Source organism: Kineococcus sp. GCM10028916 (genome assembly GCF_042674865.1).
Classification (GTDB): domain Bacteria; phylum Actinomycetota; class Actinomycetes; order Actinomycetales; family Kineococcaceae; genus Kineococcus.
Map to the genome: position 1 here is coordinate 486,480 of NZ_JBHTFM010000017.1, position 22,491 is coordinate 508,970.

At 71.7% G+C, this 22,491-nt stretch carries 21 protein-coding genes; 12 read left to right on the top strand and 9 right to left on the bottom strand.

The genetic code is table 11. The features are described from left to right. Nucleotides 1-66: 66 nt before the first annotated feature. The gene (locus ACFQ46_RS18830) at nucleotides 67-708 is read right to left on the bottom strand and encodes an MBL fold metallo-hydrolase (RefSeq protein ID WP_380260899.1); all 642 of its coding nucleotides are present in this window, start codon (nucleotides 706-708) and stop codon (nucleotides 67-69) included. Continuing rightward, nucleotides 705-1,799, bottom strand: a complete 1,095-nt coding sequence (locus ACFQ46_RS18835) for an S-(hydroxymethyl)mycothiol dehydrogenase (RefSeq protein ID WP_380260901.1) — start codon at nucleotides 1,797-1,799, stop codon at nucleotides 705-707. The genes ACFQ46_RS18830 and ACFQ46_RS18835 overlap by 4 nt, the downstream gene beginning before the upstream one ends. A gap of 57 nt (nucleotides 1,800-1,856) precedes the next feature. On the opposite strand from ACFQ46_RS18835, the gene cysS reads away from it, so the two are divergent. Next, nucleotides 1,857-3,272 (top strand): cysteine--tRNA ligase, encoded by a 1,416-nt coding sequence (gene cysS / locus ACFQ46_RS18840; protein ID WP_380260903.1) that lies wholly within the window; start codon nucleotides 1,857-1,859, stop codon nucleotides 3,270-3,272. Continuing rightward, a complete protein-coding gene (gene rlmB, locus ACFQ46_RS18845) occupies nucleotides 3,272-4,237 on the top strand; it encodes a 23S rRNA (guanosine(2251)-2'-O)-methyltransferase RlmB (protein ID WP_380260905.1) in 966 nt (321 codons plus the stop codon). The genes cysS and rlmB overlap by 1 nt, the downstream gene beginning before the upstream one ends. An 81-nt stretch (nucleotides 4,238-4,318) precedes the next feature. Here rlmB and ACFQ46_RS18850 read toward each other — a convergent pair whose 3' ends face one another. After that, nucleotides 4,319-5,074 carry a DeoR/GlpR family DNA-binding transcription regulator gene (locus ACFQ46_RS18850; protein ID WP_380260907.1) on the bottom strand — a complete coding sequence of 252 codons (756 nt, stop codon included), beginning with the start codon at nucleotides 5,072-5,074 and terminating at the stop codon, nucleotides 4,319-4,321. A 183-nt stretch (nucleotides 5,075-5,257) separates the two neighbouring features. Between ACFQ46_RS18850 and ACFQ46_RS18855 the strand changes: the two genes are divergently transcribed. The 4 genes from ACFQ46_RS18855 (at nucleotide 5,258) to ACFQ46_RS18870 (ending at nucleotide 8,968) form a co-directional block, all read left to right on the top strand. After that, nucleotides 5,258-6,598, top strand: coding sequence for an extracellular solute-binding protein (locus ACFQ46_RS18855; RefSeq protein ID WP_380260909.1), 1,341 nt, complete (start codon nucleotides 5,258-5,260; stop codon nucleotides 6,596-6,598). Beyond that, a complete protein-coding gene (locus tag ACFQ46_RS18860; protein ID WP_380260911.1) occupies nucleotides 6,595-7,530 on the top strand; it encodes a carbohydrate ABC transporter permease in 936 nt (311 codons plus the stop codon). The genes ACFQ46_RS18855 and ACFQ46_RS18860 overlap by 4 nt, the downstream gene beginning before the upstream one ends. Then, nucleotides 7,527-8,363, top strand: a complete 837-nt coding sequence (locus ACFQ46_RS18865; protein WP_380260913.1) for a carbohydrate ABC transporter permease — start codon at nucleotides 7,527-7,529, stop codon at nucleotides 8,361-8,363. The genes ACFQ46_RS18860 and ACFQ46_RS18865 overlap by 4 nt, the downstream gene beginning before the upstream one ends. Before the next feature lie 104 nt (nucleotides 8,364-8,467). Further along, on the top strand, nucleotides 8,468-8,968 hold the full coding sequence (locus ACFQ46_RS18870) for a MarR family winged helix-turn-helix transcriptional regulator (protein WP_380161083.1): 501 nt from the start codon (nucleotides 8,468-8,470) through the stop codon (nucleotides 8,966-8,968). Between the two features lie 47 nt (nucleotides 8,969-9,015). Here the strand turns inward: ACFQ46_RS18870 and ACFQ46_RS18875 are convergent, their stop codons facing one another. The 3 genes from ACFQ46_RS18875 to ACFQ46_RS18885 all read right to left on the bottom strand — a co-directional run bounded on the left by ACFQ46_RS18875 (nucleotide 9,016) and on the right by ACFQ46_RS18885 (nucleotide 12,355). Further along, nucleotides 9,016-9,903: an NAD-dependent epimerase/dehydratase family protein gene (locus tag ACFQ46_RS18875; RefSeq protein ID WP_380260915.1), complete on the bottom strand. Its 888-nt coding sequence runs from the start codon at nucleotides 9,901-9,903 to the stop codon at nucleotides 9,016-9,018. An 18-nt stretch (nucleotides 9,904-9,921) separates the two neighbouring features. Then, nucleotides 9,922-11,181, bottom strand: coding sequence for a DUF4032 domain-containing protein (locus tag ACFQ46_RS18880; protein ID WP_380260917.1), 1,260 nt, complete (start codon nucleotides 11,179-11,181; stop codon nucleotides 9,922-9,924). Nucleotides 11,182-11,278: 97 nt separating this feature from the next. Continuing rightward, the gene (locus ACFQ46_RS18885; protein ID WP_380260919.1) at nucleotides 11,279-12,355 is read right to left on the bottom strand and encodes an ABC transporter ATP-binding protein; all 1,077 of its coding nucleotides are present in this window, start codon (nucleotides 12,353-12,355) and stop codon (nucleotides 11,279-11,281) included. A gap of 289 nt (nucleotides 12,356-12,644) precedes the next feature. Here ACFQ46_RS18885 and ACFQ46_RS18890 point away from each other — a divergent pair, with 289 nt between their 5' ends. The 3 genes from ACFQ46_RS18890 to ACFQ46_RS18900 all read left to right on the top strand — a co-directional run bounded on the left by ACFQ46_RS18890 (nucleotide 12,645) and on the right by ACFQ46_RS18900 (nucleotide 14,706). Then, on the top strand, nucleotides 12,645-13,127 hold the full coding sequence (locus tag ACFQ46_RS18890) for a cation:proton antiporter regulatory subunit (protein WP_328292755.1): 483 nt from the start codon (nucleotides 12,645-12,647) through the stop codon (nucleotides 13,125-13,127). Nucleotides 13,128-13,196: 69 nt separating this feature from the next. Then, complete coding sequence (locus tag ACFQ46_RS18895) at nucleotides 13,197-14,381, top strand: cation:proton antiporter (protein ID WP_380260921.1); 1,185 nt, start codon at nucleotides 13,197-13,199, stop codon at nucleotides 14,379-14,381. A gap of 64 nt (nucleotides 14,382-14,445) precedes the next feature. After that, complete coding sequence (locus tag ACFQ46_RS18900) at nucleotides 14,446-14,706, top strand: hypothetical protein (protein WP_380260923.1); 261 nt, start codon at nucleotides 14,446-14,448, stop codon at nucleotides 14,704-14,706. A 23-nt stretch (nucleotides 14,707-14,729) separates the two neighbouring features. Here ACFQ46_RS18900 and otsB read toward each other — a convergent pair whose 3' ends face one another. Together otsB and ACFQ46_RS18910 are read right to left on the bottom strand one after the other, a co-directional pair. Continuing rightward, nucleotides 14,730-15,509: a trehalose-phosphatase gene (otsB, locus tag ACFQ46_RS18905; RefSeq protein ID WP_380260925.1), complete on the bottom strand. Its 780-nt coding sequence runs from the start codon at nucleotides 15,507-15,509 to the stop codon at nucleotides 14,730-14,732. Further along, nucleotides 15,506-16,957, bottom strand: coding sequence for a trehalose-6-phosphate synthase (locus ACFQ46_RS18910; RefSeq protein ID WP_328292751.1), 1,452 nt, complete (start codon nucleotides 16,955-16,957; stop codon nucleotides 15,506-15,508). The genes otsB and ACFQ46_RS18910 overlap by 4 nt, the downstream gene beginning before the upstream one ends. Nucleotides 16,958-17,108: 151 nt before the next feature. On the opposite strand from ACFQ46_RS18910, the gene ACFQ46_RS18915 reads away from it, so the two are divergent. After that, nucleotides 17,109-19,022: a protein kinase gene (locus tag ACFQ46_RS18915; protein WP_380260928.1), complete on the top strand. Its 1,914-nt coding sequence runs from the start codon at nucleotides 17,109-17,111 to the stop codon at nucleotides 19,020-19,022. On the opposite strand, the gene ACFQ46_RS18920 is transcribed toward ACFQ46_RS18915, so the two are convergent. After that, the gene (locus tag ACFQ46_RS18920; RefSeq protein WP_328292749.1) at nucleotides 19,023-20,072 is read right to left on the bottom strand and encodes a LacI family DNA-binding transcriptional regulator; all 1,050 of its coding nucleotides are present in this window, start codon (nucleotides 20,070-20,072) and stop codon (nucleotides 19,023-19,025) included. Nucleotides 20,073-20,225: 153 nt separating this feature from the next. Between ACFQ46_RS18920 and ACFQ46_RS18925 the strand changes: the two genes are divergently transcribed. Together ACFQ46_RS18925 and ACFQ46_RS18930 are read left to right on the top strand one after the other, a co-directional pair. Next, nucleotides 20,226-21,287 carry a Gfo/Idh/MocA family protein gene (locus tag ACFQ46_RS18925; protein WP_380260930.1) on the top strand — a complete coding sequence of 354 codons (1,062 nt, stop codon included), beginning with the start codon at nucleotides 20,226-20,228 and terminating at the stop codon, nucleotides 21,285-21,287. Then, a complete protein-coding gene (locus ACFQ46_RS18930; protein WP_380260932.1) occupies nucleotides 21,284-22,468 on the top strand; it encodes a Gfo/Idh/MocA family protein in 1,185 nt (394 codons plus the stop codon). Before ACFQ46_RS18925 ends, ACFQ46_RS18930 begins: the two co-directional genes overlap by 4 nt. Nucleotides 22,469-22,491 lie beyond the last annotated feature (23 nt).

A 22,491-nucleotide genomic window follows, 5' to 3' on the forward strand; every position in this document is an offset into this window, starting at 1 on the left:
GGGCACCCCGCACTTCCCGACCCGAGATCGGGCCGGGTCTCCCGGCACGATCTCAGGTCGGAGGGTTCAGTGGCCGCGGGCGATCCACTCCTGCAGGTGCGGGGACTCGTCGCCGATGGTCGTGTCGTCCCCGTGGCCGGTGTGGACGCGGGTGTCGGCGGGGAGCTCGAAGAGCACGTCGCGGATCGAGTCGACGATCGTCGCGAAGCTCGAGAACGACCGCCCGGTCGCCCCCGGGCCGCCCGCGAAGAGGGTGTCGCCCGTGAAGACCGTCGACAGCTCCGGCGCGTAGAGGCTCACCGCGCCCGGGGTGTGCCCGGGGGTGTGCAGGACGTGCAGCTCCGTCCCGGCCACGGTCACGATCTCGCCGTGGGACAGGTCGGTCGTGGGGACGCCCGGGTGGGTCAGTTCCCAGACCTCGCGGTCGGCGGGGTGCAGCAGGATCGGCACCTGGTGCTCGCTGCTGCTGAACCGCTCGGCGAGGGCCGGAGCCTGGCGCACGTGGTCGTCGTGAGCGTGCGTGCACAGCACCGCGAGGACGGTCCGCTCGCCCACGGCGGCCGCGATGGCGTCCGGGTCGTGCGGGGCGTCCAGCACGACGACCTCGCGGTCGTCGCCGAGGATCCACACGTTGTTGTCCACGTCGAAGGTCTGCCCGTCGAGGGAGAACGTGCCCGACGTGACGAGGTGCTCGATCCGCGCGCTCACAGGATCACGACCGACCGGAGCACGTCACCGGACTTCATGGTCGCGAAGGCCTCCTCGACGTCGCCGAGCCCGATCCGCTCGGACACGAACGCGTCCAGCGGCAACCGGCCGTTCGCGTGCAGCTCCAGCAGCTGCGGGAAGTCCCGCTCGGGCAGGCAGTCGCCGTACCAGGAGGACTTCAGCGCCCCGCCACGACCGAACACGTCCAGCAGCGGCACCTCCAGCTGCATCTCCGGCGTCGGCACACCCACGAGCACGACGGTGCCCGCGAGGTCACGGGCGTAGAACGCCTGCCGCCACGTCTCCGGGCGGCCCACGGCGTCGATGACGACGTCCGCACCGAAGGAGTCGGTGAGGTCCTGCACGGCCTTCACGACCTCGTCCTCGGAGAGCCCCCGCGAGTTCACGGTGTGCGTCGCGCCGAGCTGCTTCGCCCACCCGAGCTTCTTGTCGTCGAGGTCGACGGCGATGACCCGACGGGCCCCGGCCAGGACCGCGCCCGCGATCGCCGCGCACCCCACCCCGCCGCACCCGATGACGGCGACGGTGTCGCCGCGCTGGACGGGGGCGGTGTTGACCGCCGCGCCGATCCCGGCCATGACCCCGCAGCCCAGCAGGCCCGCGACGGCGGGGTCGATCCCCGCGTCGACCTTGGTGGCCTGACCGGCCGCGACGAGGGTCTTGGGGGTGAAGGCGCCGATGCCCAGCGCGGGGGAGAGCGGGGTCCCGTCGGTCAGCGTCATCTTCTGCGACGCGTTGTGGGTGGCGAAGCAGTACTGCGGCCGGCCCCGCTTGCAGGCGCGGCACTGCCCGCACACCGCGCGCCAGTTGAGGACGACGGTGTCGCCGATCGTGACGTTGGTGACGCCCTCGCCGATCGCGGAGACGGTGCCGGCGGCCTCGTGGCCCAGCAGGAACGGGTAGTCGTCGTTGATCCCGCCCTCGCGGTAGTGCAGGTCGGTGTGGCAGACCCCGCACGCCGCGACGTCGACGACGACCTCACCGGCGATCGGGTCGGGTACCACGATGTCGACGGTCTCGACGGGGGCGCCCTTGGCGCGCGAGATCACTCCGGGAACGGTCCAAGCCATGGGAAGGACACTAACGACGGGCTCGGAGACAGCGCGAGCCCCGGTATCCTGGAGTCCGTGACCCTCCACCTGCACGACAGCGCCGCCGGCGCGGTGCGCGAGTTCGCGCCGCTCGTCCCCGGGCAGGTCGGCATCTACGTCTGCGGCGCGACGCCGCAGGGGTCACCCCACCTCGGCCACGTCCGCGCCCAGGTCGCCTTCGACGTCCTGCGCCGGTGGCTCACCCGCAGCGGCTACGCCGTGACGATGGTCCGCAACGTCACCGACATCGACGACAAGATCCTCACCAAGGCCGCCGAGGCCGGGACGGAGTGGTGGGCCCACGCGTACCGCTTCGAGCGCGAGTTCGGCGCCGCCTACGACGCCCTCGGCGTCCTGCCCGCCACGGTCGAGCCCCGCGCCACCGGCCACGTCACCGAGATGGTCGAGCTGATCGGGCGCCTGATCGAGCGCGGTCACGCCTACGCCGCGGGCGACGGGTCGGGCGACGTCTACTTCGACGTGCGCTCCTGGCCCCACTACGGCGAGCTCACCCACCAGAAGCTCGACGACATGGAACCGGCCACCGACGCCGACCCCCGCGGCAAGCGCGACGCCCGCGACTTCGCCCTCTGGAAGGGACGCAAGGACGGCGAACCCGCGACGGCGTCCTGGCCGACGCCGTGGGGCCCGGGCCGGCCCGGCTGGCACCTGGAGTGCTCGGCCATGGCCGGGCGCTACCTCGGCCCCCGCTTCGACATCCACGGCGGCGGTCTCGACCTGCGCTTCCCGCACCACGAGAACGAGCAGGCGCAGTCGCGCGCCGCCGGCGACGGGTTCGCGAACTACTGGCTGCACAACTACTTCGTCACGATGTCCGGCGAGAAGATGAGCAAGTCGCTCGGCAACGTCCTCGGCGTCCCGCACCTGCTGCAGACCCACCGCGCGGTCGTGCTGCGCTACTACCTCGTCGCCGGGCACTACCGCACGCACCTGGAGTACTCCGAGAACTCCCTCGTGGAGGCCGAGGCCGCGTACTCGCGGCTGGAGGGTTTCGTGCGCCGGGCCGCCGAACGCCTCGGCCGGACCGCCGTCGCGAACGTCTCCGCCGAGTTCGCCGCGGCGATGGACGACGACATGGCGACCCCCGCGGCGCTCGCGGTCCTGCACGACACGGCGCGGGCGGGCAACTCCGCCCTCGCGGCGGGCGACGACGCGGCGCTGAAGAGCGCCTACGAACAGGTCCGGGCCGGCCTGGACGTGCTGGGCCTGGACCCGTTCGCGGAACCGTGGGCCTCGCAGGCAGGCGGCACGGACACCGCGCGCACCGCACTGGACGTGCTGGTGCGCGCACGGCTCGACGACCGGGCAACCGCCCGTGCCGCACGGGACTTCGCCACCGCCGACGCGGTGCGCGATTCCCTGAAGGATGCGGGCATCGTGATCGAGGACACCCCCACCGGGGCTCGGTGGGTTCTGGAGGGTGAGCACTAGTGGCAGGGAACTCTCAGCGTCGCGGCGCTGTCAGCAAGGGCAAGAAGGGTCCGACCGGGGGCTCCGGGGGCAAGAACCGCCGAAGCCTCGAGGGGAGGGGGCCGACGCCGAAGGCGACCGAGCGTCCCTACCACCCGGCGGCGAAGGCGGCCGGCAAGGCGGCCCACCGGGCGGCGACGACGAACGCCCGTCCCGGCGGTCGTCCGCCGACGCGGCGCAAACCCGCCGGTGAGACGGAGTGGATCGCGGGCCGCAACTCCATCGTCGAGGCGCTGCGCGCGGAACTGCCGATCACCGGCATCTACGTGGCGTCCGGGGTCGAGTCCGACGAGCGGATCAAGGAGATCCTCTCCACCGCCGGGAACAAGGGCATCCCCCTGCTCGAGGCGTCGCGTCAGGAACTCGACCGCCACACCGAGAACGCCGTCCACCAGGGCGTCGCGGCCACGGTCCCGCCGTACAACTACAAGCACCCGATGGACCTGCTGGACCGGGCCTCGCACTCGGGACGTCCGGCGCTGATCGTCGCGCTCGACGGCGTGACCGACCCCCGCAACCTCGGGGCCGTCGTCCGCTCCGTCGCCGCGTTCGGCGGTCACGGTGTCGTCGTCCCCGAACGTCGGGCGGCCGGCATGACCGCCTCGGCGTGGAAGACGTCGGCCGGTGCCGCGGCCCGCACCCCCGTGGCGCGGGCGACGAACCTCGTCCGCGCGATCGAGGAGTACCAGAAGGCCGGTCTGTTCGTCGTCGGTCTCGACGCCGAGGGTGACGTCCTGCTGCCCCAGCTGAAGCTGGCCGACGGCCCGATCGTCCTCGTCGTCGGCGCCGAGGGCGCCGGGTTGTCGCGCCTCGTGCGCGAGAAGTGCGACCAGGTCGTCAGCATCCCGATGGCCGGTGCCTTCGAGTCGCTCAACGCCGGCGTCGCCGCCGGGATCGCCCTCTACGAGGTCGCGCGCCACCGCTGACCCCACCCCCGTGGAAACGACACTTTCCGCCCTCTCACGGGCCACCGGGAGGGCGGAGAGTGTTGTTTCCGCGGGGGGGAGTCAGACGGTGAGGACGGTGACGCCGGCCGCGCGCAGGGCGTCGAGCTGGGCGGGGTCGGCGCCCCGGTCGGTGACGAGCTCACCGACCTCGTCGAGGCCGGCGATCCGGGCGAACGTCACCTTCCCGATCTTGGAGCTGTCGGCGATGACGACGTTGCGCCGGGCGCGGCGCAGGAAGGCGAGGTCGGTCTGCGCCTCCATCTCGTCGTAGGTGCTGCAGCCGTCCTCGACGGTGAGCCCGTCGACGCCGACGAAGGCGATGTCGAGGTGGTAGTTGGACAGCATCGACTCCGCGGCCGGCCCGACGAGTTCCAGGGAGTGCCGCACGATCCCGCCGATGACGACGAGGCGGATGCCGCTGTGGCCGGCGAGTTCCACCGCGATGTCGAGGGCGTTGGTGACCACCGTGATGCCGCGCCGGGCCCGCAGCTCGCGGGCGAGTTCGAGAGCGGTGGTCCCGCCCGTCATCCCGACGACGGCGCCCTCGGGGATCATCGCCGCCGCGGCCACGCCGATGCGTCGCTTCTCGCTCTGGCGTCGCGCCGCCTTCATCCGCACCGGGAGCTCGTCGCCGACGTCGTTGGCGACGGCTCCGCCGTGCGTGCGCACCAGCAGACCGCTCGTGCTGAGGGACTGCAGGTCGCGCCGGACGGTGGCGCCGGAGACCCCGAGGACCTCCGCGAGCTCGACGACGTCGACGTTCCCGCTGTCCGAGACGCGGTCCAGGATCGCGCTGAGTCGTTCTACCTTCCGCACGGGGACAGCCTAGCTCGCTGAGCACTTCTGCGCGTTCGACCATCCACGTGACCGCGAGACGAGCGTGTGCGGGAACCCGTTGACGCGGCCGGACGCGACTCCTAGTGTTCACTTCGACAAATGCGCAGAACTGCTCACAGCGTGGTGAGCGTTCTCCGTGCCGTTCGTGAACGAGGAGGCGCCATGCCGCGGTCGACACTTCCGGGTTCCTGGTCCCGGCGCAGCTTCGTCACCGCCGTCGCCGGGGTGGGTCTCCTGGGCGCCGGGTGCGGCGGCGGCAGTGGGTCCGGCGGGGGTGGTTCCACCCAGACCAGCGGGGTCACCATCACCGTCGCGCTGGCCGGTGAACCGCTGCCGCAGGCCGCTCTCGACGCGTTCCGGAGCGACACCGGGATCACCGTGAAGTGGGTGAACCTCGACTGGGACAGCCTGCAGACGAAGATCTCGGCCGCAGCGACCGCGAAGACCTACTTCGCCGACGCGACGAACGTCGACTGGTCCCGGGTGGGGCAACTCGGCAAGCTCGGCTGGTTCTACCCCATGGAGTCCTACCTGGACACGAAGGGGATGGCCGCCGACGTCCCCCAGCTGGCCTCCTTCACCACCGACGGCCACGTCGTCGGCATCCCCTACGACGCCTCCTTCATGGTGACGACGATCAACACCGAGATGTTCACGGCCGCGGGGGCGAACCCGGCTCCGACGACGATCGCGGAGTACACCGACGCCCTGCGCCGGATCAAGGCGAAGGGCATCGCGGAGCACCCGCTGAACATCCCCTTCGCCGCGGCCGAGGGACTCTCGACCTACTGGTACGAGACCACCGCGGCCTTCGGGGGGACGGTCCTCGACGCGGACGGGAAGCCGCAGTTCGCCGACGCCGGCTCCGGCGGGTACGAGGCCGCGCAGTGGATGGTCGACGCCCTGACGGAGGGCCTCGTCGCCCCGGGGAACATCAACGTCACCGACAGCCAGGGGCAGCAGACCCAGATGGCCCAGGGGCTGGTCGCGAGCACCTTCTCCGACTACTCCGGCACCGTCGGGACCCTCTACGACGTGCCGGCCTCGAGTTCCGTCGTGGGCAAGGTCCGCTACGTCCCGACCCCCGGGGTGGACGGGCCGACGGCCAACCTCAGCAACCCCGACGGCGTCGGCATCCCGAAGCAGGCCAAGTACCCCGACGCGGCGGCGAAGTTCATCGAGTGGTTCACGTCCCAGAAGCAGCAGACCGACTTCGCCGGCGTCAACGGCCCGGACAAGGCCTACAGCGCCTACCCGATCCCGTCCCGGCTCAGCGCCGTCGAGGCCATGACCAGCGGCGGCAACCTGGTCCAGGGTGATGTCCTCACCCCGATGCTCAAGAGTTCGAAACCGGTCTTCGGGGGAGGGGCCCCGACCTGGTACCCGGAGTTCTCCAACACCGTCTACACCAGCCTGCACGCGGCGGCGACGGGCTCGCTGAGCGTCGAGGCCGCGGTGAAGGCCATGGCCGAGAAGGCCGACGAACTCGCGAGCGGCTCGTGACCTCCACGTCCGCACCGCACCGACCGCACGGGACCGACGTCCCGGCGGCCGCGACGCTGCGTCGCAGGCGGTTCGACCTCCTGCCCTACGTGCTCGTCGCCCCGGTGGCGGTGTTCGTCGTCGGCCTGGCCCTGGTGCCGGCGGCGTTCACCGTCGTGCAGTCGTTCTTCCGCTCCAGCGCGCTGGACCCGCCGACCCGGTTCGACGGCCTCGGGAACTTCGCACGGCTGCTCCGCAACGACGCCGTCGTCACCAGCCTGCAGAACACCGGGTTCTACGTCGTCGTCGGGGTCGTCCTCTCAACGGTCTTCGGGGTCGCGGTCGCGGTCGTGCTGCAGCAGGCGTTCCGCGGTCGCAGCCTCGTCATCGCCGTCGTCATCCTCCCGTGGGCGTTGCCGGGGGTCGTCGAGGGCATCCTCTGGAGCGGGATCTTCGACCCGAGCTCGGGGCTGGTCAACAGCGTCGCGACGTCGCTGCACCTGGGGTCGGGGGACTCGATCCTGCTGGGTCAGAACCGGTTGCTGACCATCGCGCTCATCGAACTCGTCCAGGTCTGGCAGATCACCCCGTTGTCGGCGCTGCTGATCCTGGCCGCGCTGCAGCTCATCCCGGGTGAGCTCTACGAGGCGGCCCAGATCGACGGGTGCTCGCGGTGGTCGGCGTTCTGGCGGATCACGCTGCCGCTGGCCCGTCCGGGGATCGCGGTCGCGATGGTCCAGGCCGTCATCGCCACCCTCAACGTCTTCGACCAGCCCTACGTCCTCAACGGGGCCGCCGACACCGGTGCCTCGGTGATGATGCAGACCTACTTCACCAGCTTCCAGAACCTCGACTTCGGGCAGGGGTACGCGTTGTCGCTGCTCATCACGGTCATCACCCTGCTGCTCTCGTTCGTGGTCGTGCGCACCGTCTACCGCCGGGTGGACCTGTGAACCGCCGTACGCCGACCCTGCGCTGGGTCGGCGTCGCCCTCGTCCTGCTGTGGTCGCTGGTGCCGATCTACTGGGCGGTGAAGACCAGCCTGCAGCACGAGGGCGACGCGCGGCGCAGCCCCGCGGAGTACGTCCCCCTGCGGCCGACACTGGACAACTTCCGCTCGCTCCTCAGCGGGTCCGGGGACGTGCCCGAGCAGGTCCGGCGTGCGTCCCTGAACATCGTCGTCGAGTGCGGGCTCGCCACGATCGTCACCGTCGTGCTGGCGACCCTGGCCGCCTACGCGTTCGCACGCATGCAGTTCCGGGGACGCAACGTCCTCTTCTACGCGTTGCTGGCCACCATGGCGTTCCCCGCGTACACCACGCTGATCCCTCTCTACCGCATCATGAGCACCTTCGGGTTGGTGAACACCTACACCGGCATCGTCCTGGTCTACGTCTCGGGCTTCCTGCCGCTGGCGACGTGGATCCTGCACAACTACTTCGCGAGCCTCCCGCTCAGCATCGAGGAGGCCGGGCTCGTCGACGGTGCGGGCCGCATGCAGGTGCTCTGGCACCTGCTGCTGCCGCTGGCCCGGCCGGGGATCATCTCGACCGCGCTCATCACGTTCCTGTTCGCGTGGGCGCAGTTCCTGTTCCCGCTCGTCCTCTCCAGCGACATCTCGACGCAGCCGCTGACCGTGGTCATCGCCTCGCTGCAGGGGCGCCACGTCGTCCCGTCCACGTTGCTGAACGCCGCCGGCGTCCTGGCCATCGCCGTCCCCGCGGTGCTCGCGCTGGTGTTCAACCGCTACATCGTCAACGGGCTGCTGGCCGGCAGCACGAAGTGAGCGCCGGGGTTCGCGGGGTGGGGTCCTCCGTGGCAGGATGAGCCCCTACCGGCGCCGTCGCAGGGTGATTAGTTGAAGATGAAACTATCTGCTAGGATGCCGGGATGACCGAGCAGACGCCTCGCTGGCTCTCCACCGACGAACGCCGGGTGTGGCTGCGGCTCAGCGCGCTCATGGAACTCCTGCCCGCCGCCCTCGACGCGCAGCTGCAACGCGACGCGGACCTCACCAAGACGGCCTACCTCACGCTGGCGATGCTGTCCGAGGAACCGGGGCGCAGCCTGCGGATGAGCGAACTCGGCGCCCGCTCCAACGCGAGCCCGTCCCGGATCTCCCACGTGGTGAGCCGGCTCGAGAAGGACGGCTGGGTCCGCCGCGAGAAGAGCCCCAACGACGGCCGCGGTCAGGTCGCCGTCCTCACCGACGCCGGCTTCCAGAAGGTCGTCACCGCCGCGCCCGGACACGTCGAGCGGGTCCGTCAGCTGGTCTTCGACCCGCTCGACGAGCGCGACCTCGCCACGCTCGACGAGGTGATGGTGAAGATGCTCGACATCCTCGACCCCGACGCGAAGTTCGCCGCGACGGCTCTGGCCCGCCAGACCTGACCGGGCCGTGATCTTGCTGGGTCTCCCAGCAAGATCACGGACAGGGGTCAGACGTGGTCGCGCCAGGAGTGCTCGGGTTCGTAGCCGAGCACCCGGCGGGCCTTGTCGATCGAGAGCAACGTCTCGTGGTCACCGAGCTCGTGACGGACCTCGACCCCCGGGTAGACCTCCGCCATCAACTCCGCCGACGTGCGCGACATGACGGTGTCGGCGTTCGCGACGATGCACACCTCGACGCCGGGACCCTTGCGCTGCAACGACAGGCGCACGGCCTGGGCGCCGTCGCGGGCGTCGATGTAGCCCCAGAGGTTCCACTTGCGCAGCGTCGCGTCGGCGTCGAAGGACGGGAACTGGGCGTAGTCCTCGACGTGCATGACGTTGGAGAAGCGCAGACCGGTCATCGTCAGCGACGGGTTCCAGCGGCAGAAGTGCTGCGCCATCTCCTCCTCGAGCGCCTTCACCAACGAGTACGTCGACTCCGGACGGACGCGGTACTCCTCGTCGAGGGGGGCGTAGGGCGGGGGAGCGGCGTCGAAGGGCAGACCCAGGACGGTCTCGCTCGAGGCCCACACGACGTTGTCGATGCCCGCGGCGCGCGCCGCGTCGAAGACGTTCCACGTCGCGGCGGAGTTGTTGCGGAACGTCGCGGCGTTGGACGCGAGACCGGGGGCGGGGATGGCCCCCAGGTGCACGACCCCGGCGAAGGGGCCGGGGCGTTCCTCGATCCGGCCGGTCAGCGCCTCCACGACCTGGCCGTGGTCGGCGAGGTCGACCTTGACGAACTGCCCGTCGTCCCCCGCGAGCAGGCTCGCGGGGCGCACCTGGTCCAGGGCGAGGACGGAGTATCCGTGGTCGAGCAGGTCGCGCAAGACGACCCGCCCGAGTTTGCCGGCCGCGCCGGTGAGTGCGACGCAGGGTTTCTCGGCAGCAGGCACGAGGGTCCTTCCAGAGCTTCAGTCGGCGATGACCCGGAACGACTGGGTGTCCACACCCAGCACGGCCCGTTCGTCGGGTTTCTGCGGCAGCACCCCCACCACGTAGGAGTTCACCGCCTCCTCGAGGCCGACGTCGCGGCCGGCCCGTTCGGAGAGGTACCAGCGGTGTTCCAGCACCTCGTGGAACAGTTCAGCAGCCTCGAGCTTGCCCCGCATCTCGCGCGGGACGGCCCGCTGCACGGGTTCGAAGACGTCGGCCATCCAGTCGTGCGCGACGATCTCCTCGTCCTCGCCCTGGCGGGCGGTGGCCGCGGCGTAGGAGTCGAGGTCGTTGAGCAGTCGACGCGCCTGGTTCTCCTCCGCGTCCAGACCGGTGAGGCGCAGCAGACGCCGGGAGTGGTGACCGGCGTCGACGACCTTCGGCTCGATGCGCACCGACGTCCCGTCGATGTCGGTCGTGATCGCCAGTTCCCCGACGTCGAACCCGAGGTCGTTGAGGCGCCGGATGCGGGCCTCGACGCGCCAGCGGTCACCCCGTTCGAAGGACTCCGCCTCGGTGAGCTCCACCCACAGGGCGCGGTAGCGGGACACGATGCGGTCGGCGATCGCGATGACCTCGTCCATGTCGGCGTCCAGCGCCTCGGAGGCCACGACGTCCATGAGCTCGCCGGCGATGTTGGTGCGGGCGAGGTCGAGGTCGTACTCGCGCTGACCGGTGGAGAGCTCGTCGTAGAGCTCACCCGTCTCGGCGTCGACGAGGTAGGCGGCGAACGCCCCCGCGTCGCGGCGGAAGAGGGTGTTCGACAACGAGACGTCGCCCCAGTAGAAGCCCAGCAGGTGCAGCTTCACCAGGAGGACCGCGAGGGCGTCGACGGCGCGCTTGGCGGTGTCGGGCCGCAGGGTCTGGCTGTAGAGGGCGCGGTAGGGCAGCGAGTACTGCAGGTGGCGGGTGACGAGCACCGCGTTCAGCGGCTCGCCGTTGGCGTCGACGCGGCCGGTGATGACGGCCACCGGGGCCACGGAGGGGACGTCGAGCCGGTTGAGCATCCGCAGCATCCGGTACTCGCGGTGGGCGATGTCGGCGTTGGTCTCCTTCACCGCGATGACGCGGCCCCCGATCCGCACGAAGCGGACGATGTGGCGGGAGATGCCTCGGGGGAGGGCCGCGAGGTGTTCCTCGGGCCACTCCTCCAGCGGGATCTCCCAGGGGAGGTCGAGGAGTCCGGGGTACGGGCGGGCGGCCGTGATCTGCAGGGACGCCGCCGTCGGGGTGCTCACGTGCTCATCCTCTCAACATCGGGACCGTTCCGTGCCACCCCACGACGGAGGGCCGTCACCCCCGCAGGAGTGACGGCCCCCGTGTGGACGTCGGACGTCAGTTCTCGATGCGCAGACCGGACTGGTGGTCGAACAGGTGCACGTGCCCCTGCTTGGGGGTGAAGAACACCGTCGAGCCCTTCTCCGGGGGACGGCGACCGTCGACGCGCGCGATGACCTGGTGCGCCTCGCTGCCCGCCTGGGCCAGCGAACCGTAGATGTAGGCGTCGGCGCCGAGCTCCTCGACGACCTCGACCTGCACGGGCAGACCCGAGGTCCCGATCTCCAGGTCCTCGGGACGCACGCCGAGCGTCATCCGGTTGCCGGCGTTGGTGAGCAGGTGACGCTCGACCGGGTGGACGGTGTCACCGAACTTCACGCCACCGTCGGTGACGTCCAGGGTCAGCAGGTTCATGGCGGGCGAGCCGATGAACCCGGCGACGAAGACGTTGTTCGGGTGGTCGTACATGCGGCGCGGGGTGTCGACCTGCTGGAGCAGACCGTCCTTGAGGACCGCGACGCGGTCGCCCATCGTCATGGCCTCGACCTGGTCGTGGGTCACGTAGACGGTGGTGACGGCGAGACGACGCTGCAGCGACGCGATCTGGGTGCGGGTCTGGACGCGCAGCTTGGCGTCGAGGTTCGACAGCGGCTCGTCCATGAGGAAGACCTGCGGCTGACGGACGATCGCGCGGCCCATGGCGACACGCTGACGCTGACCACCGGAGAGGGCCTTCGGCTTGCGGGTCAGGTACGCCTCGAGGTCGAGGATCTTGGCGGCTTCCTGCACACGACGCTTGATCTCGTCCTTGGGGGTGCCGGCGATCTTGAGCGCGAAGCCCATGTTGTCGGCGACCGTCATGTGCGGGTACAGCGCGTAGTTCTGGAACACCATCGCGATGTCGCGGTCCTTCGGGGGAACCGTCGTGACGTCGCGGTCACCGATGAGGATGCGTCCACCGTTGACGTCCTCGAGACCGGCGAGCATGCGCAGGGAGGTCGACTTGCCGCAGCCGGAGGGGCCGACGAGGACGAGGAACTCGCCGTCCTCGACGTGCAGGTCCAGGGCGTCCACGGCGGGCTTGTCGCCCCCGGGGTAGATGCGCGTCGCCTTGTCGAACGTGACCGTAGCCATCGTGTCAATCCTTCCACCGGCAGGTACGTGCCGGACGATCCGTTGTGGAACGAGGTGTTCAGTTGTCCGCGGCGTCACTGCCGGGTCCCAGGAGGAAGGGTCGCTCCGTCGCGGTGCTCGGATCATGCACGACGAACCCGACGAGGGCAAGGGCCGCGCGCCGCGATGTCGTGGGATGTTCTGGACGTCACACGGTGTTGTGACGACAGGACGTCGCGACGGCGTGGCGTCCGGGGGACAGCTGGCGCCCTGGTCGTCGGCTCCCGCGATCGTGGAGGACACTGAGATCGTGGACCTGGAAGAGACCAAGTTGCCGGGCGTGGGCCTGCGGCACGACTTCACCACCGCTCGCGGTCGGCGCATCGGCGTCATCTCGACCCGCGGTGGCGAGCGCGAGCTGCTCGTCTACTCCCAGGACGACCCCGACGCCTGCCACGCCGTGATCGACCTCGACGGCGACGAGGCCGAGGTGCTGGCGGAGCTGCTCGGGCAGCCGCGGGTCATCGAGCGACTGGCCCGGCTGCGTGAGCAGATCGAAGGCCTCGCCACCGAGGGCATCTACCTCGAGGACGGTTCGCCCTACGTGGGCAAGACGTTGGCCGACGCCGCGATCCGCAGTCGCACCGGCGCCTCCGTCGTCGCCCTCGTGCGCAACGGCGAGGTGACGCCGTCGCCGGCGCCGTCCCAGGCGTTCCTCTCCGGTGACAAGATCGTGGTCGTCGGGACCCAGGAAGGGGTCCGGGCGACCGCCGAACTGCTGCACCAGGGCTGACGCGGCCCGGACGACCCCGCGCCCTCCCGGTGCGGACGACGCGATCTGAGGAAGGACGGAACTCGACAGGTGCACACCGCTGCTCTGCTCATCGAGCTCGGTGCGGTCATCTTCGGGCTCGGTCTCGTCGGTCGCCTCGCCGGACGCCTGGGGATCTCCCCGGTCCCGCTCTACCTGCTGGCCGGGTTGGCGTTCGGGGCCGGCGGTGTCATCCCGCTGAACGCGCCCGACGCCTTCCTCGACGCCGCCTCCGAGATCGGCGTCGTCATGCTGCTGCTGCTCCTGGGGCTGGAGTACTCCGCCGGGGACCTGCTCGGCAACCTCCGCCGGCAGGCACCCGTCGGCGTCCTCGACCTGTTCCTCAACGGCCTGCCGGGCGCCGCGTTCGGGTTGCTCCTCGGCTTCGGGCCCGTCGGGGCGCTCGCCATGTTCGGCATCACGGCCGTCAGCTCCTCCGGCATCGTCGCCAAGGTGCTCGCCGACCTGGGCCGCCTCGGCAACCGCGAGACGCCCTCGATCCTCGGCATCCTCGTCCTCGAGGACCTCGGCATGGCCGTCTACCTGCCCATCCTCACCGCGGTGCTCGCCGCCTCCGGGGTGTGGGAGGCGACGGGGTCCGTCCTCATCGCCCTCGCCTGCCTCGCCGTCGCTCTCGTCGTCGCGCTGCGCTGGGGTTCGCTCATCTCGAAGTTCGTCTCGGCGGGCTCCAGCGAGGTGACGCTGCTGCGCGTCCTCGGCCTCGCGCTGCTCGTCGCGGGGGTCGCCGAACAGCTGCACGTCTCCGCCGCCGTGGGTGCGTTCCTGCTGGGGATCAGCCTCTCCAACGACCTCGAGCAGGAGACCCACCAGCGCCTCGAACCCCTGCGCGACCTCTTCGCCGCGGTGTTCTTCGTGTCCTTCGGCCTCTCGACCGATCCGAGCAGCCTGCCGCCCGTGCTGCTGCCGGCCCTCGCCCTCGTCGTCGTCGGGGTCCTCACCAAGCTCGTCACCGGGTGGGTCGCGGCCAAGCGCGCCGGCATCGCGATCCCGGGCCGGATCCGGGCCGGGGCCGCACTGATCCCCCGGGGCGAGTTCTCGATCGTCATCGCCGGCCTCGCCACGGCCGCCGGGGTCGACCCCCGGCTCGCGGCGCTCGCCGCGGCCTACGTGCTGGCGATGGCGGTCCTCGGACCGGTGCTCGCCCGCTTCGCCGACCCGTGGGCCCGCGCCTACGTGCGTCGCCAGCGCGAACGCGCCGCCACCACCGCCCGCTGACCGACCCTGCGGGACGGCTCCGGGGGGACTGTCCGTGGCGTCCGCGCGGTGGGAGGGTGGTCGGGTGAACCCCGCGACCGAGACCTTCGTGCGTCTGCTGACCGCGGCTGCGCAGGCGGCGCAGACCTGGGCCCCCGGGGTCGGGGACAACCCCGGGGTGACCATCCACACCGTGAGCGGCGACAAGGTCCAGGGCCTCGTCCTCGGCGTCGAGGGCGGGATCGTCACGGTGCGCGGATCGCTGCGGGAGAACGAACCCGTGCACCACGTGGACGTCTCGCGCATCGAGTCCCTCAACGCCTTCGCGAGCGTCGTCGAGCGCTGAGCGCCCGAGGAGCCGTCGAACGCTCAGGGGCGCAGGTCCGCCAGCGTGTTCAAGAGCTCGGCCACCTCGACCGGCGAGCCCACCCGCAGGACCGCGGCGGTCTCGCCGTCACCGACCTTGACCGTGAGGTCCCCGCCCTCGGGGGAGAGGGCGGTGAACGCGTTCTCGTCCGTCACGTCGTCGCCCGCGAACAGCACCGCCTCGACCGCGGGGCCCTCGCCGGTGAGCCGCTCGCGCAACCGCAGCAGCCCCGCGCCCTTGCCCAGCTCCACCGCCCCGAGCTCGACGACCTCCTTGCCGCGCAACGCGTGCACGCCGTCCCACGTCGCCGGTCCGGCCAGGGCCGCCTGCGTCGCGGACTCGGCGTCGGGCCGGGAGGCGCGCCGGGTGTGCAGCACCGCCGACATCGGTTTCCGCTCGACGTGCACCCCGTCGCGCCCGGCGGCGATCTCGTCGAGCGCGGCCCCGAGACGCTGCAGCAGATCGGTCTCCGCCCCGCTCAGGCTCTGACCGCCGGCGGCACCCTCGAGGGAGCTCTGGGTCCCGTGACCCCCGACGAGGACCACCCCGGCCGGCGGGTTCGCGCACGCCCGCAGGTCGTCCAGGTCGCGACCGGAGACCAGCGCGACGTCCGTGGTCGCGACGAGTCGTTCCAGTGCGGCGCTCGCCTCCGGCAGCGGCCGCGCGGCCGACGGGTCGTCGACGAGGGGGGAGAGCACCCCGTCGAAGTCCAGGGCCACCAGCACGCGGCCGCGGGCGGCGAACTCCCGCAGCGACGTCAGGACCTCGGGGGAGGGGCTCACGACACCGCCCCCTCGGCCGCCGCGGCGACCGACTCCGACGCCTCGGTGGTGCGGTGCTCGGCCAGCGCCTGCAGGAACGACGCCGCCCAGCGCTGCACGTCGTGGTCCCCGACCCGACGGCGCAACGCCCGCATCCGGCGACCCGCCTCCCGCGGCGACATCCGCAACGCCCGCACGATCGCGTCCTTCAGGCCGTCGATGTCGTGCGGGTTCACCATCAACGCCTGCCCGAGCTCGTCGGCCGCGCCGGTGAACTCGCTCAGCACCAGCACCCCGCGCTCGTCGTGGCGGGCGGCCACGTACTCCTTCGCGACGAGGTTCATGCCGTCGCGCAACGCGGTGATGAGCATGACGTCCGCCGCCAGGAACAGGGCCGCCATCTCCTCCCGGCCGTAGGAGTGGTGCAGGTAGTGCACCGCGGTGTTCTTGATGGTCCCGTGCGTCCCGTTGATGCGCCCGACGGTGACCTCGACGTCCTGGCGCAGCTGGATGTACTGCTCGACGCGTTCGCGCGACGGCGTCGCCACCTGGATGAGGGAGGCCTCCTCCACGCTGACCCCGCCGTCGTCCAGGAGTTCCTCGAACGCCTTGAGGCGGTGCAGGATCCCCTTGGTGTAGTCGAGGCGGTCCACCCCCAGCAGGACGTGCTCGGGGTTGCCGAGGTCGCGGCGGATCTCCGCGGCCCGCGCCTTCACGTCCTCGCGCTGGGCGAGTTCGTCCAGGGCGTTGAAGTCGATGGAGATGGGGAACGACGCCGCCCGCACCTCGCGCCCGCCCTCGGCGTCGAGCCGGATCCGGCCCGAACGCGCCGGCAGGTTGGAGGCGCGACGGCAGGCCCGGGTGAAGTTGTTCGCGTCCGCCGCCCGCTGGAAGCCGATGAGGTCGGCGCCGAGCAGGCCGTCGATGATCGCCTTGCGCCACGGCAGCTGCGCGAAGATCTCGAAGGGCGGGAAGGGGATGTGGTTGAAGAACCCGATGGACAGGTCCGGACGACGTCGCCGCAGCATCCGGGGGACCAGCTGCAGCTGGTAGTCCTGGACCCAGACCGTCGCACCCTCCGCGGCCTGCGCCGCGGTGGCCTCCGCGAAGCGCTCGTTGACGCGCACGTAGGCCTCCCACCAGCTGCGGTGGTAGCCCGGCGCGACGATGACGTCGTGGTAGAGCGGCCACAGCGTGCCGTTGGAGAAGCCCTCGTAGTAGTCCTGGACCTCCTCGGCCGACAGACCGATCGGCACGCAGCGCACCCCTTCGGCGTCGAAGGGCTCCGGTGGGTCCCCGGGCGTTCCGGCCCAGCCCACCCAGGCGCCGTCCTCACGCCTCATCACGGGTTCCAGGGCGGTCACCAGACCGCCGGGGCTGCGGCGCCACGACGTCGAGCCGTCCGGTTCCTCTACGCGGTCGACGGGAAGCCGGTTGGCCACCACCACCAGGTCGTAATCGCCGGCCATGGGGTGATCCTCCTAGTGGTTGCTCTTCGCCGGACCCTACCGGGGCCCGGGCCGGAACACCCGTCGTGATCGCCATCACCGCCCGGTCACCACCGTGTGGAGGAGCGGTGCACACCCTGGTGGGAGCCTGTCCCTGCCGTACCGTGGGGGCGTGGTCACCCCCTACCCGCACTCCTCCGGCGACGCGCGGACCCGCGCCGTCGGGCCCGGCGCGGGTGGCCCCGACGGCGCGCTCGAGGGGCTCCGCGTCGAGAACACCCCTCAGCAGACCCCCCAGCAGACGTGGCGTCCGCACGTCTACGCGCCCTCACCCGGGGACAAGCTCGGCCGGTACCGCCTCGACCGCGAGATCGGCCAGGGCGGCATGGGGATCGTCTACCTCGGACTCGACGACGAGCACCGCGCCGTGGCGCTGAAGGTCCTCAAGCCCCACATCGCCGCCGATCCCCAGGCCCGCCAGCGCCTCGCCCGCGAGGTGTCCACCCTCGAACGCGTCCGCTCGCCGCGGGTCGCGGAGGTGCTCTCCGCCGACGTCGACGGGCAGTGGCCGCACCTGGTCACCCGCTACGTGCCCGGTCCCTCCCTCGAGCACGTCGTCCAGACCCGGGGACCGTTGCAGGGCAGCCGGTTGCGCGACCTCGGCCACGGCCTCGCCGAAGCCCTGCACGCCATCCACGCGGCCGGCGTCGTGCACCGCGACCTCAAGCCCAGCAACGTCCTCCTCCTCGACGGCCTCCCCGTCGTCATCGACTTCGGCATCGCCCACGTCGCCGACGACGTCCGGCTCACCTCCACCGGCCTCGTCATGGGGACCCCCGGCTACCTCTCGCCCGAGGTCGTCGCCGGTGGACTCGTCTCCCCGGCCACCGACTGGTGGGGCTGGGCCGCCACCGTCGCCTACGCCGCCAGCGGTCGCCCGCCCTACGGGTCCGGCCCGATGGAGGTCGTCCTCGACCGCGTCCGCCGCGCCGACGTCGACCTCTCCGCCGTACCCGCCGACCTGCGCGGCCCGATCCTCGCGGCGCTCGCGGTCAACCCCGCCCACCGGCCGCACCCGGACGCGCTGCTGCGCGCGCTCGACGGCGCGACGACGGGCAGCCAGGGCCGTGTCGACCCGGTCGTCGACCCGGTCGCGGCCACCACGGCCGTCCCCGCTCCCGACCCCTCCCGCCCGGCTGCGCCGCCGTCGCGGTTCGAGTCGCTGATCGCCGACGAGACCGCGGCCCTGCCGCGCGTGCAGGCCCCGGCGCCGCACCGGGAGGCGCCCGCGGAGTCCACGACCGTCCTGCCGCCGCAGCAGCCCGCATCGCCGACGGCGCCCTTCGCCCGCCCGCCCGCGCCGACCTACCCGCCGGCGCAGCAGGCCCCGCCCGGGTGGATCCCCACCCTGCCCGGTCCCGGGGTCGTCAACCGTCAGCCGTACCCGAACCAGCCGTACCCGAACGCGCAGCCCGCCGCGCAGGCGCCGACGGGGACGAACGGTCAGCCCGCGCGCCCGCAACGTTCGTGGACGATCTTCGCCGCGCTGCTCGCCCTCGTCGGCGTGTTCGCGGTCGCACCCGCCACGGCCGTGGTCATCTCGCTGGTGGGCGGCACGGTCGCCCGCACCGTGGACCGCGCGGCGGCGGGGTTGTTCCGTCGCCGGTGGGAGGCGGGCCCCCGGGCGACCGACGCCCTCGCCGTCGGTGCGGCCACCCCGTGGCACGCGTTCCGCGCAGCCGTCTCCACGGTGTTCTCGGCGATCATCCCGCTGCTGGTGGGCATCAGCGTCGTCTTCATCGTCGGGACCTTCGGGCGGGGAGCGGCCCTGGACTACCAGAGCTCCTGGACCCTCGCCCTCGGTGGTCTCGCCGGGACGCTGGTGGCCTGGCACGGCCCCGGTGGCCGGTCGTTGCAGCGCGGCGCGCGCAAGGCCGTCCGCAGCACCCTGCGCGGGGAGCGCGAGACGGGCGTCGCCGTCGGCGTGCTGGTGCTCATCGCCTTCGCCGCGGCCCTGATGGTCCTCGGTGGCGGGGCGCCGGACTGGCGCCCGTTGTCCTCCTCGCCCCTCGACTGGTTCAACTGATCAGGAGCGCGGGACGGCGCGGAGGCGGGGACGTCTCGTCGGCGCCACCCCGACGGACTCGCGCGGCAGGACCCGGTGCAGCGACCGGGGGTCCGCTGCCGGGGGTTCCTCGTGGCGCATCAGGGCGATCAACCGCTCCATGGCCTCCCGGCCCTGCCGCTCGAGGTCGTTCGCGACGGTCGAGAGGGTCGGCGTGCAGAACCGACCCAGCCCGTTGTCGTCCCAGCCGAACACGCTGAGGTCGCGGTGGACCCGCCACCCCCGTTGCGTCGCAGCGCGGATGGCGCCCATGGCAGAGTAGTCGTTGCCCGCCACGACGGCGGTGACGGGGCTGTCGCGGGGGAGGGTGGCGATGGCCTCGTAGCCCGACTCGCCCTGCCAGTCGCCCAGGAAGACGGTGGCTTCGACCCCGAGCTCGGCGGTGACGTCCAGGAAGGTCTGACGGCGGTTGCGCGCCGAGGTGTAGGTGAGCGGGCCGCTGACGTGCAGGAAGTGCCGGTGTCCCAGACCCACCAGCATCCGCACGATCTCCCCGCAGGCGGTGCCGTCGGCGAGGGCACCCGTGCCGCGCAGTTCCGCGTCGTAGGTCGACATGGTCACGACGGGGGTGGCCGACGTGGGCGTGGGCGCCTGCGTCCCCGTGCCGAGGGCGAGGATCCCCTCGAACTCGCCGGAGTCGGCGATCTCCTGGACCCGCTCGCTCTGCTCGCCCGCCGACCCCTCGCGACCGATGAGGTCGATGGTGTAGCCGGCGCCGTGGGCCACGCCCACCGCTTCGGAGATCAGCCGCAGCGGGAGGGCGGGGGTGGCCGTGGTCGTCGGCAGCAGGAACGCGACCCGTCCCGTCCGCCGGGTCCGCATCGAGCGGGCGATGAGGTTGGGGCGGTAGTTGAGTTCCTGGATGGCCGCCGCGACCTTTTCCGTCGTCGTGGGTTTCAGGCCGCCGTTGTTGCGCAGGTAGCGCGACACCGTCTGGTGCGAGACGCCGGCCAGGGCCGCGACCTCGTAGATGGTCGCCCGCTTGCGCACCGGCGAGATCTCCTGGGTCATGGTCAGCCTCTCGGGAGGTGCTGCGGATCGAGTGGTCGATCTGTCGAGCGTCATCGTTGACACCCGAAGTGATCGATAACTACAGTACTCGAAGTCAACGAAGATTATCGATCACTTTCGTGGTCCGCACTGCTTCCACAGATGAGGTCAACGGTGAGCACATCTCTTGAAGACCGGCCCGTGCGCTTCGCGGCCGTCGGGCTCGACCACGCCCACGCGTTCGGTCAGATCGCGGGCCTGCTCGCGCAGGGCTGCGAACTCGTGGGTCTCGCCACGGACGACCGCGACGCCGCGATCGCCCGCGGCGTCGCCGAACGCTGGCCCGACGTCCCCTGGGCCGAACATCCCGACCAGCTCCTGACCGACCCCTCGGTCGACCTGATCGTCACCGCCGCCGTCCCGGACCGGCGGGGGCCGATCGCCGTGACGGCCCTGCGCAACGGCAAGGACGTCGTGGCCGACAAACCCGGCTGCATCTCCCTCGAGCAGCTCGACGAGGTCGAGAAGGCGGTGGCGGAGTCCGGCCGGTTCTGGTCGGTCACGTTCTCGGAACGCTTCGAGGTCCGGTGCGCGGTGAAGGCCGGCGAACTCGTCCAGGCGGGTCGCATCGGGCAGGTCGTGCAGACCATCGGGCTGGGCCCGCACCGCGAGGGGGACCGCGCCCACCTCGCCGGGGGCGCGGGACGGCCGGCGTGGTTCTACGACCGGGACCGCACGGGCGGGATCCTCACCGACATCGCCAGCCACCAGATCGACCAGTTCCTCTTCTACACGGGGTCCGAGACCGCCGAGGTGGTGGCGAGCACCGTCGCGAACTACACGCACGAGGACTCGCCCCGGATGCAGGACTTCGGCGAGCTGACCCTGGCCGCCGAACGGGCGCACGGTTACGTGCGCGTCGACTGGTACACGCCCCAGGGTCTGCCCACCTGGGGGGACGGGCGCACGACGATCCTCGGTACCGAGGGGTTCATCGAACTCCGCAAGTACGTCGACCTCGCCGGACGAGAAGGGGGCGACCACCTCTTCCTCGTGGACGGGAGCACGACCGAACGCATCGACTGCTCCGACGTCGACCTCCCGTACTACCCGGCGCTCGTGCACGACGTGCGCCACCGCACCGAGACGGCCTGCCCGCAGCGGCACACGTTCGAGGTGATGCGCCTGGCGATCACGGCGCAACGCGACGCCACGCTGAAGGGTTTCGCGGCGTGAGCGCCGGACGATCGACCCTGCGCGTGGGTGTCGTGGGCTGCGGTGGCATCGCCCGCTCGCACGGGCGGGCCTACACGGCCAACCCCCGGGTGGAGCTCGTGGCCGCCCACGACGTGAACCCCGCGTCGGCCAAGGGGTTCGCCGAGGAGTTCGGCGCCGTCGCGTGCGACAGCCTGGCCGACCTCGTGGCCCAGGACGTGCAGCTCGTCTCCGTCTGCACGCCACCGGGAACGCACACGGCGACCACCGCCGCCCTGCTGGAGCTCGGCGTCTCCGTCCTCCTCGAGAAGCCCCCGACGGTCAACCTGGCCGACATGGACCTCATCGCGCAGGCCGAGGCGGCCAGCACGGGATCGGTCTACGTCGTCTTCCAGCACCGGCACGGGTCCGGGGCCGAGCGGGCGCACCGCCTGCTGGCCGACGGCTCGCTGGGCACCCCGCGCGTCGCCGTGTGCGAGACGCTCTGGTACCGCCCGGAGAGCTACTTCGACCCCGAGTGGCGGGGGAACTGGGCCGGCGAGGGGGGTGGTCCCACCCTCGGGCACGGCATCCACCAGATCGACCTGCTGCTGCACCTCATGGGGGAGTGGACGACGCTGAACGCCACGGCCGCCCGCATCGCCCGTCCGGTCGAGTTCGAGGACGTGGCGACGGCGACGGTCACCTTCGCCAACGGTGCGCTGGCCTCGGTCGTGACGAGCCTGCTCTCGCCCAGGGAGGTCAGCCGCATCCGGATCGACACCACGGCCGGGACCCTCGAGGTCGAGCACCTCTACGGCTACTCCGACGCGGACTGGTCGTGGTTCCCGCTGCCGGGCGCCGACCGGGTCGCCGCCAACGGGAGCGATCCGGAACTCGCCGGTGGGAACTCCGCCGGGGGCGACGGGGTCACCGACGTGTGGACGGCGTCGGCGGGGGCGGACCGGCCCTCGCAGCACGCGGCGCAGATCGACGAACTCGTGGACGACCTGCTCGCGGGTCGCCCGCACGCCACGACCCTGGCCAGCACGCGTCCGACGATGGAGTTCGTGACGGCGCTCTACGCGTCGGCTCTCGGGGGCACCAGCATCACCCGCTCCGACCTGACCCCCGACCTGGAGTTCTACCGCAGTCTCGACGGCGGCCTTCCCGCGCATCAGGTCTCGGCGCGGCTGGGTTCCGCTCGCTCCGCCCCGGCGTAGTCTCCACCCGCAACACCCCCTCG

Coding starts and splice junctions, on each gene's coding strand:
- ACFQ46_RS18855 (WP_380260909.1), top strand. CDS start 5,258: ATGCCGCGGTCGACACTTCCGGGTTCCTGGTCCCGGCGCAGCTTCGTC.
- ACFQ46_RS18835 (WP_380260901.1), bottom strand. CDS start 1,799: ATGGCTTGGACCGTTCCCGGAGTGATCTCGCGCGCCAAGGGCGCCCCC.
- ACFQ46_RS18910 (WP_328292751.1), bottom strand. CDS start 16,957: ATGGCCGGCGATTACGACCTGGTGGTGGTGGCCAACCGGCTTCCCGTC.
- ACFQ46_RS18885 (WP_380260919.1), bottom strand. CDS start 12,355: ATGGCTACGGTCACGTTCGACAAGGCGACGCGCATCTACCCCGGGGGC.
- ACFQ46_RS18920 (WP_328292749.1), bottom strand. CDS start 20,072: ATGACCCAGGAGATCTCGCCGGTGCGCAAGCGGGCGACCATCTACGAG.
- ACFQ46_RS18870 (WP_380161083.1), top strand. CDS start 8,468: ATGACCGAGCAGACGCCTCGCTGGCTCTCCACCGACGAACGCCGGGTG.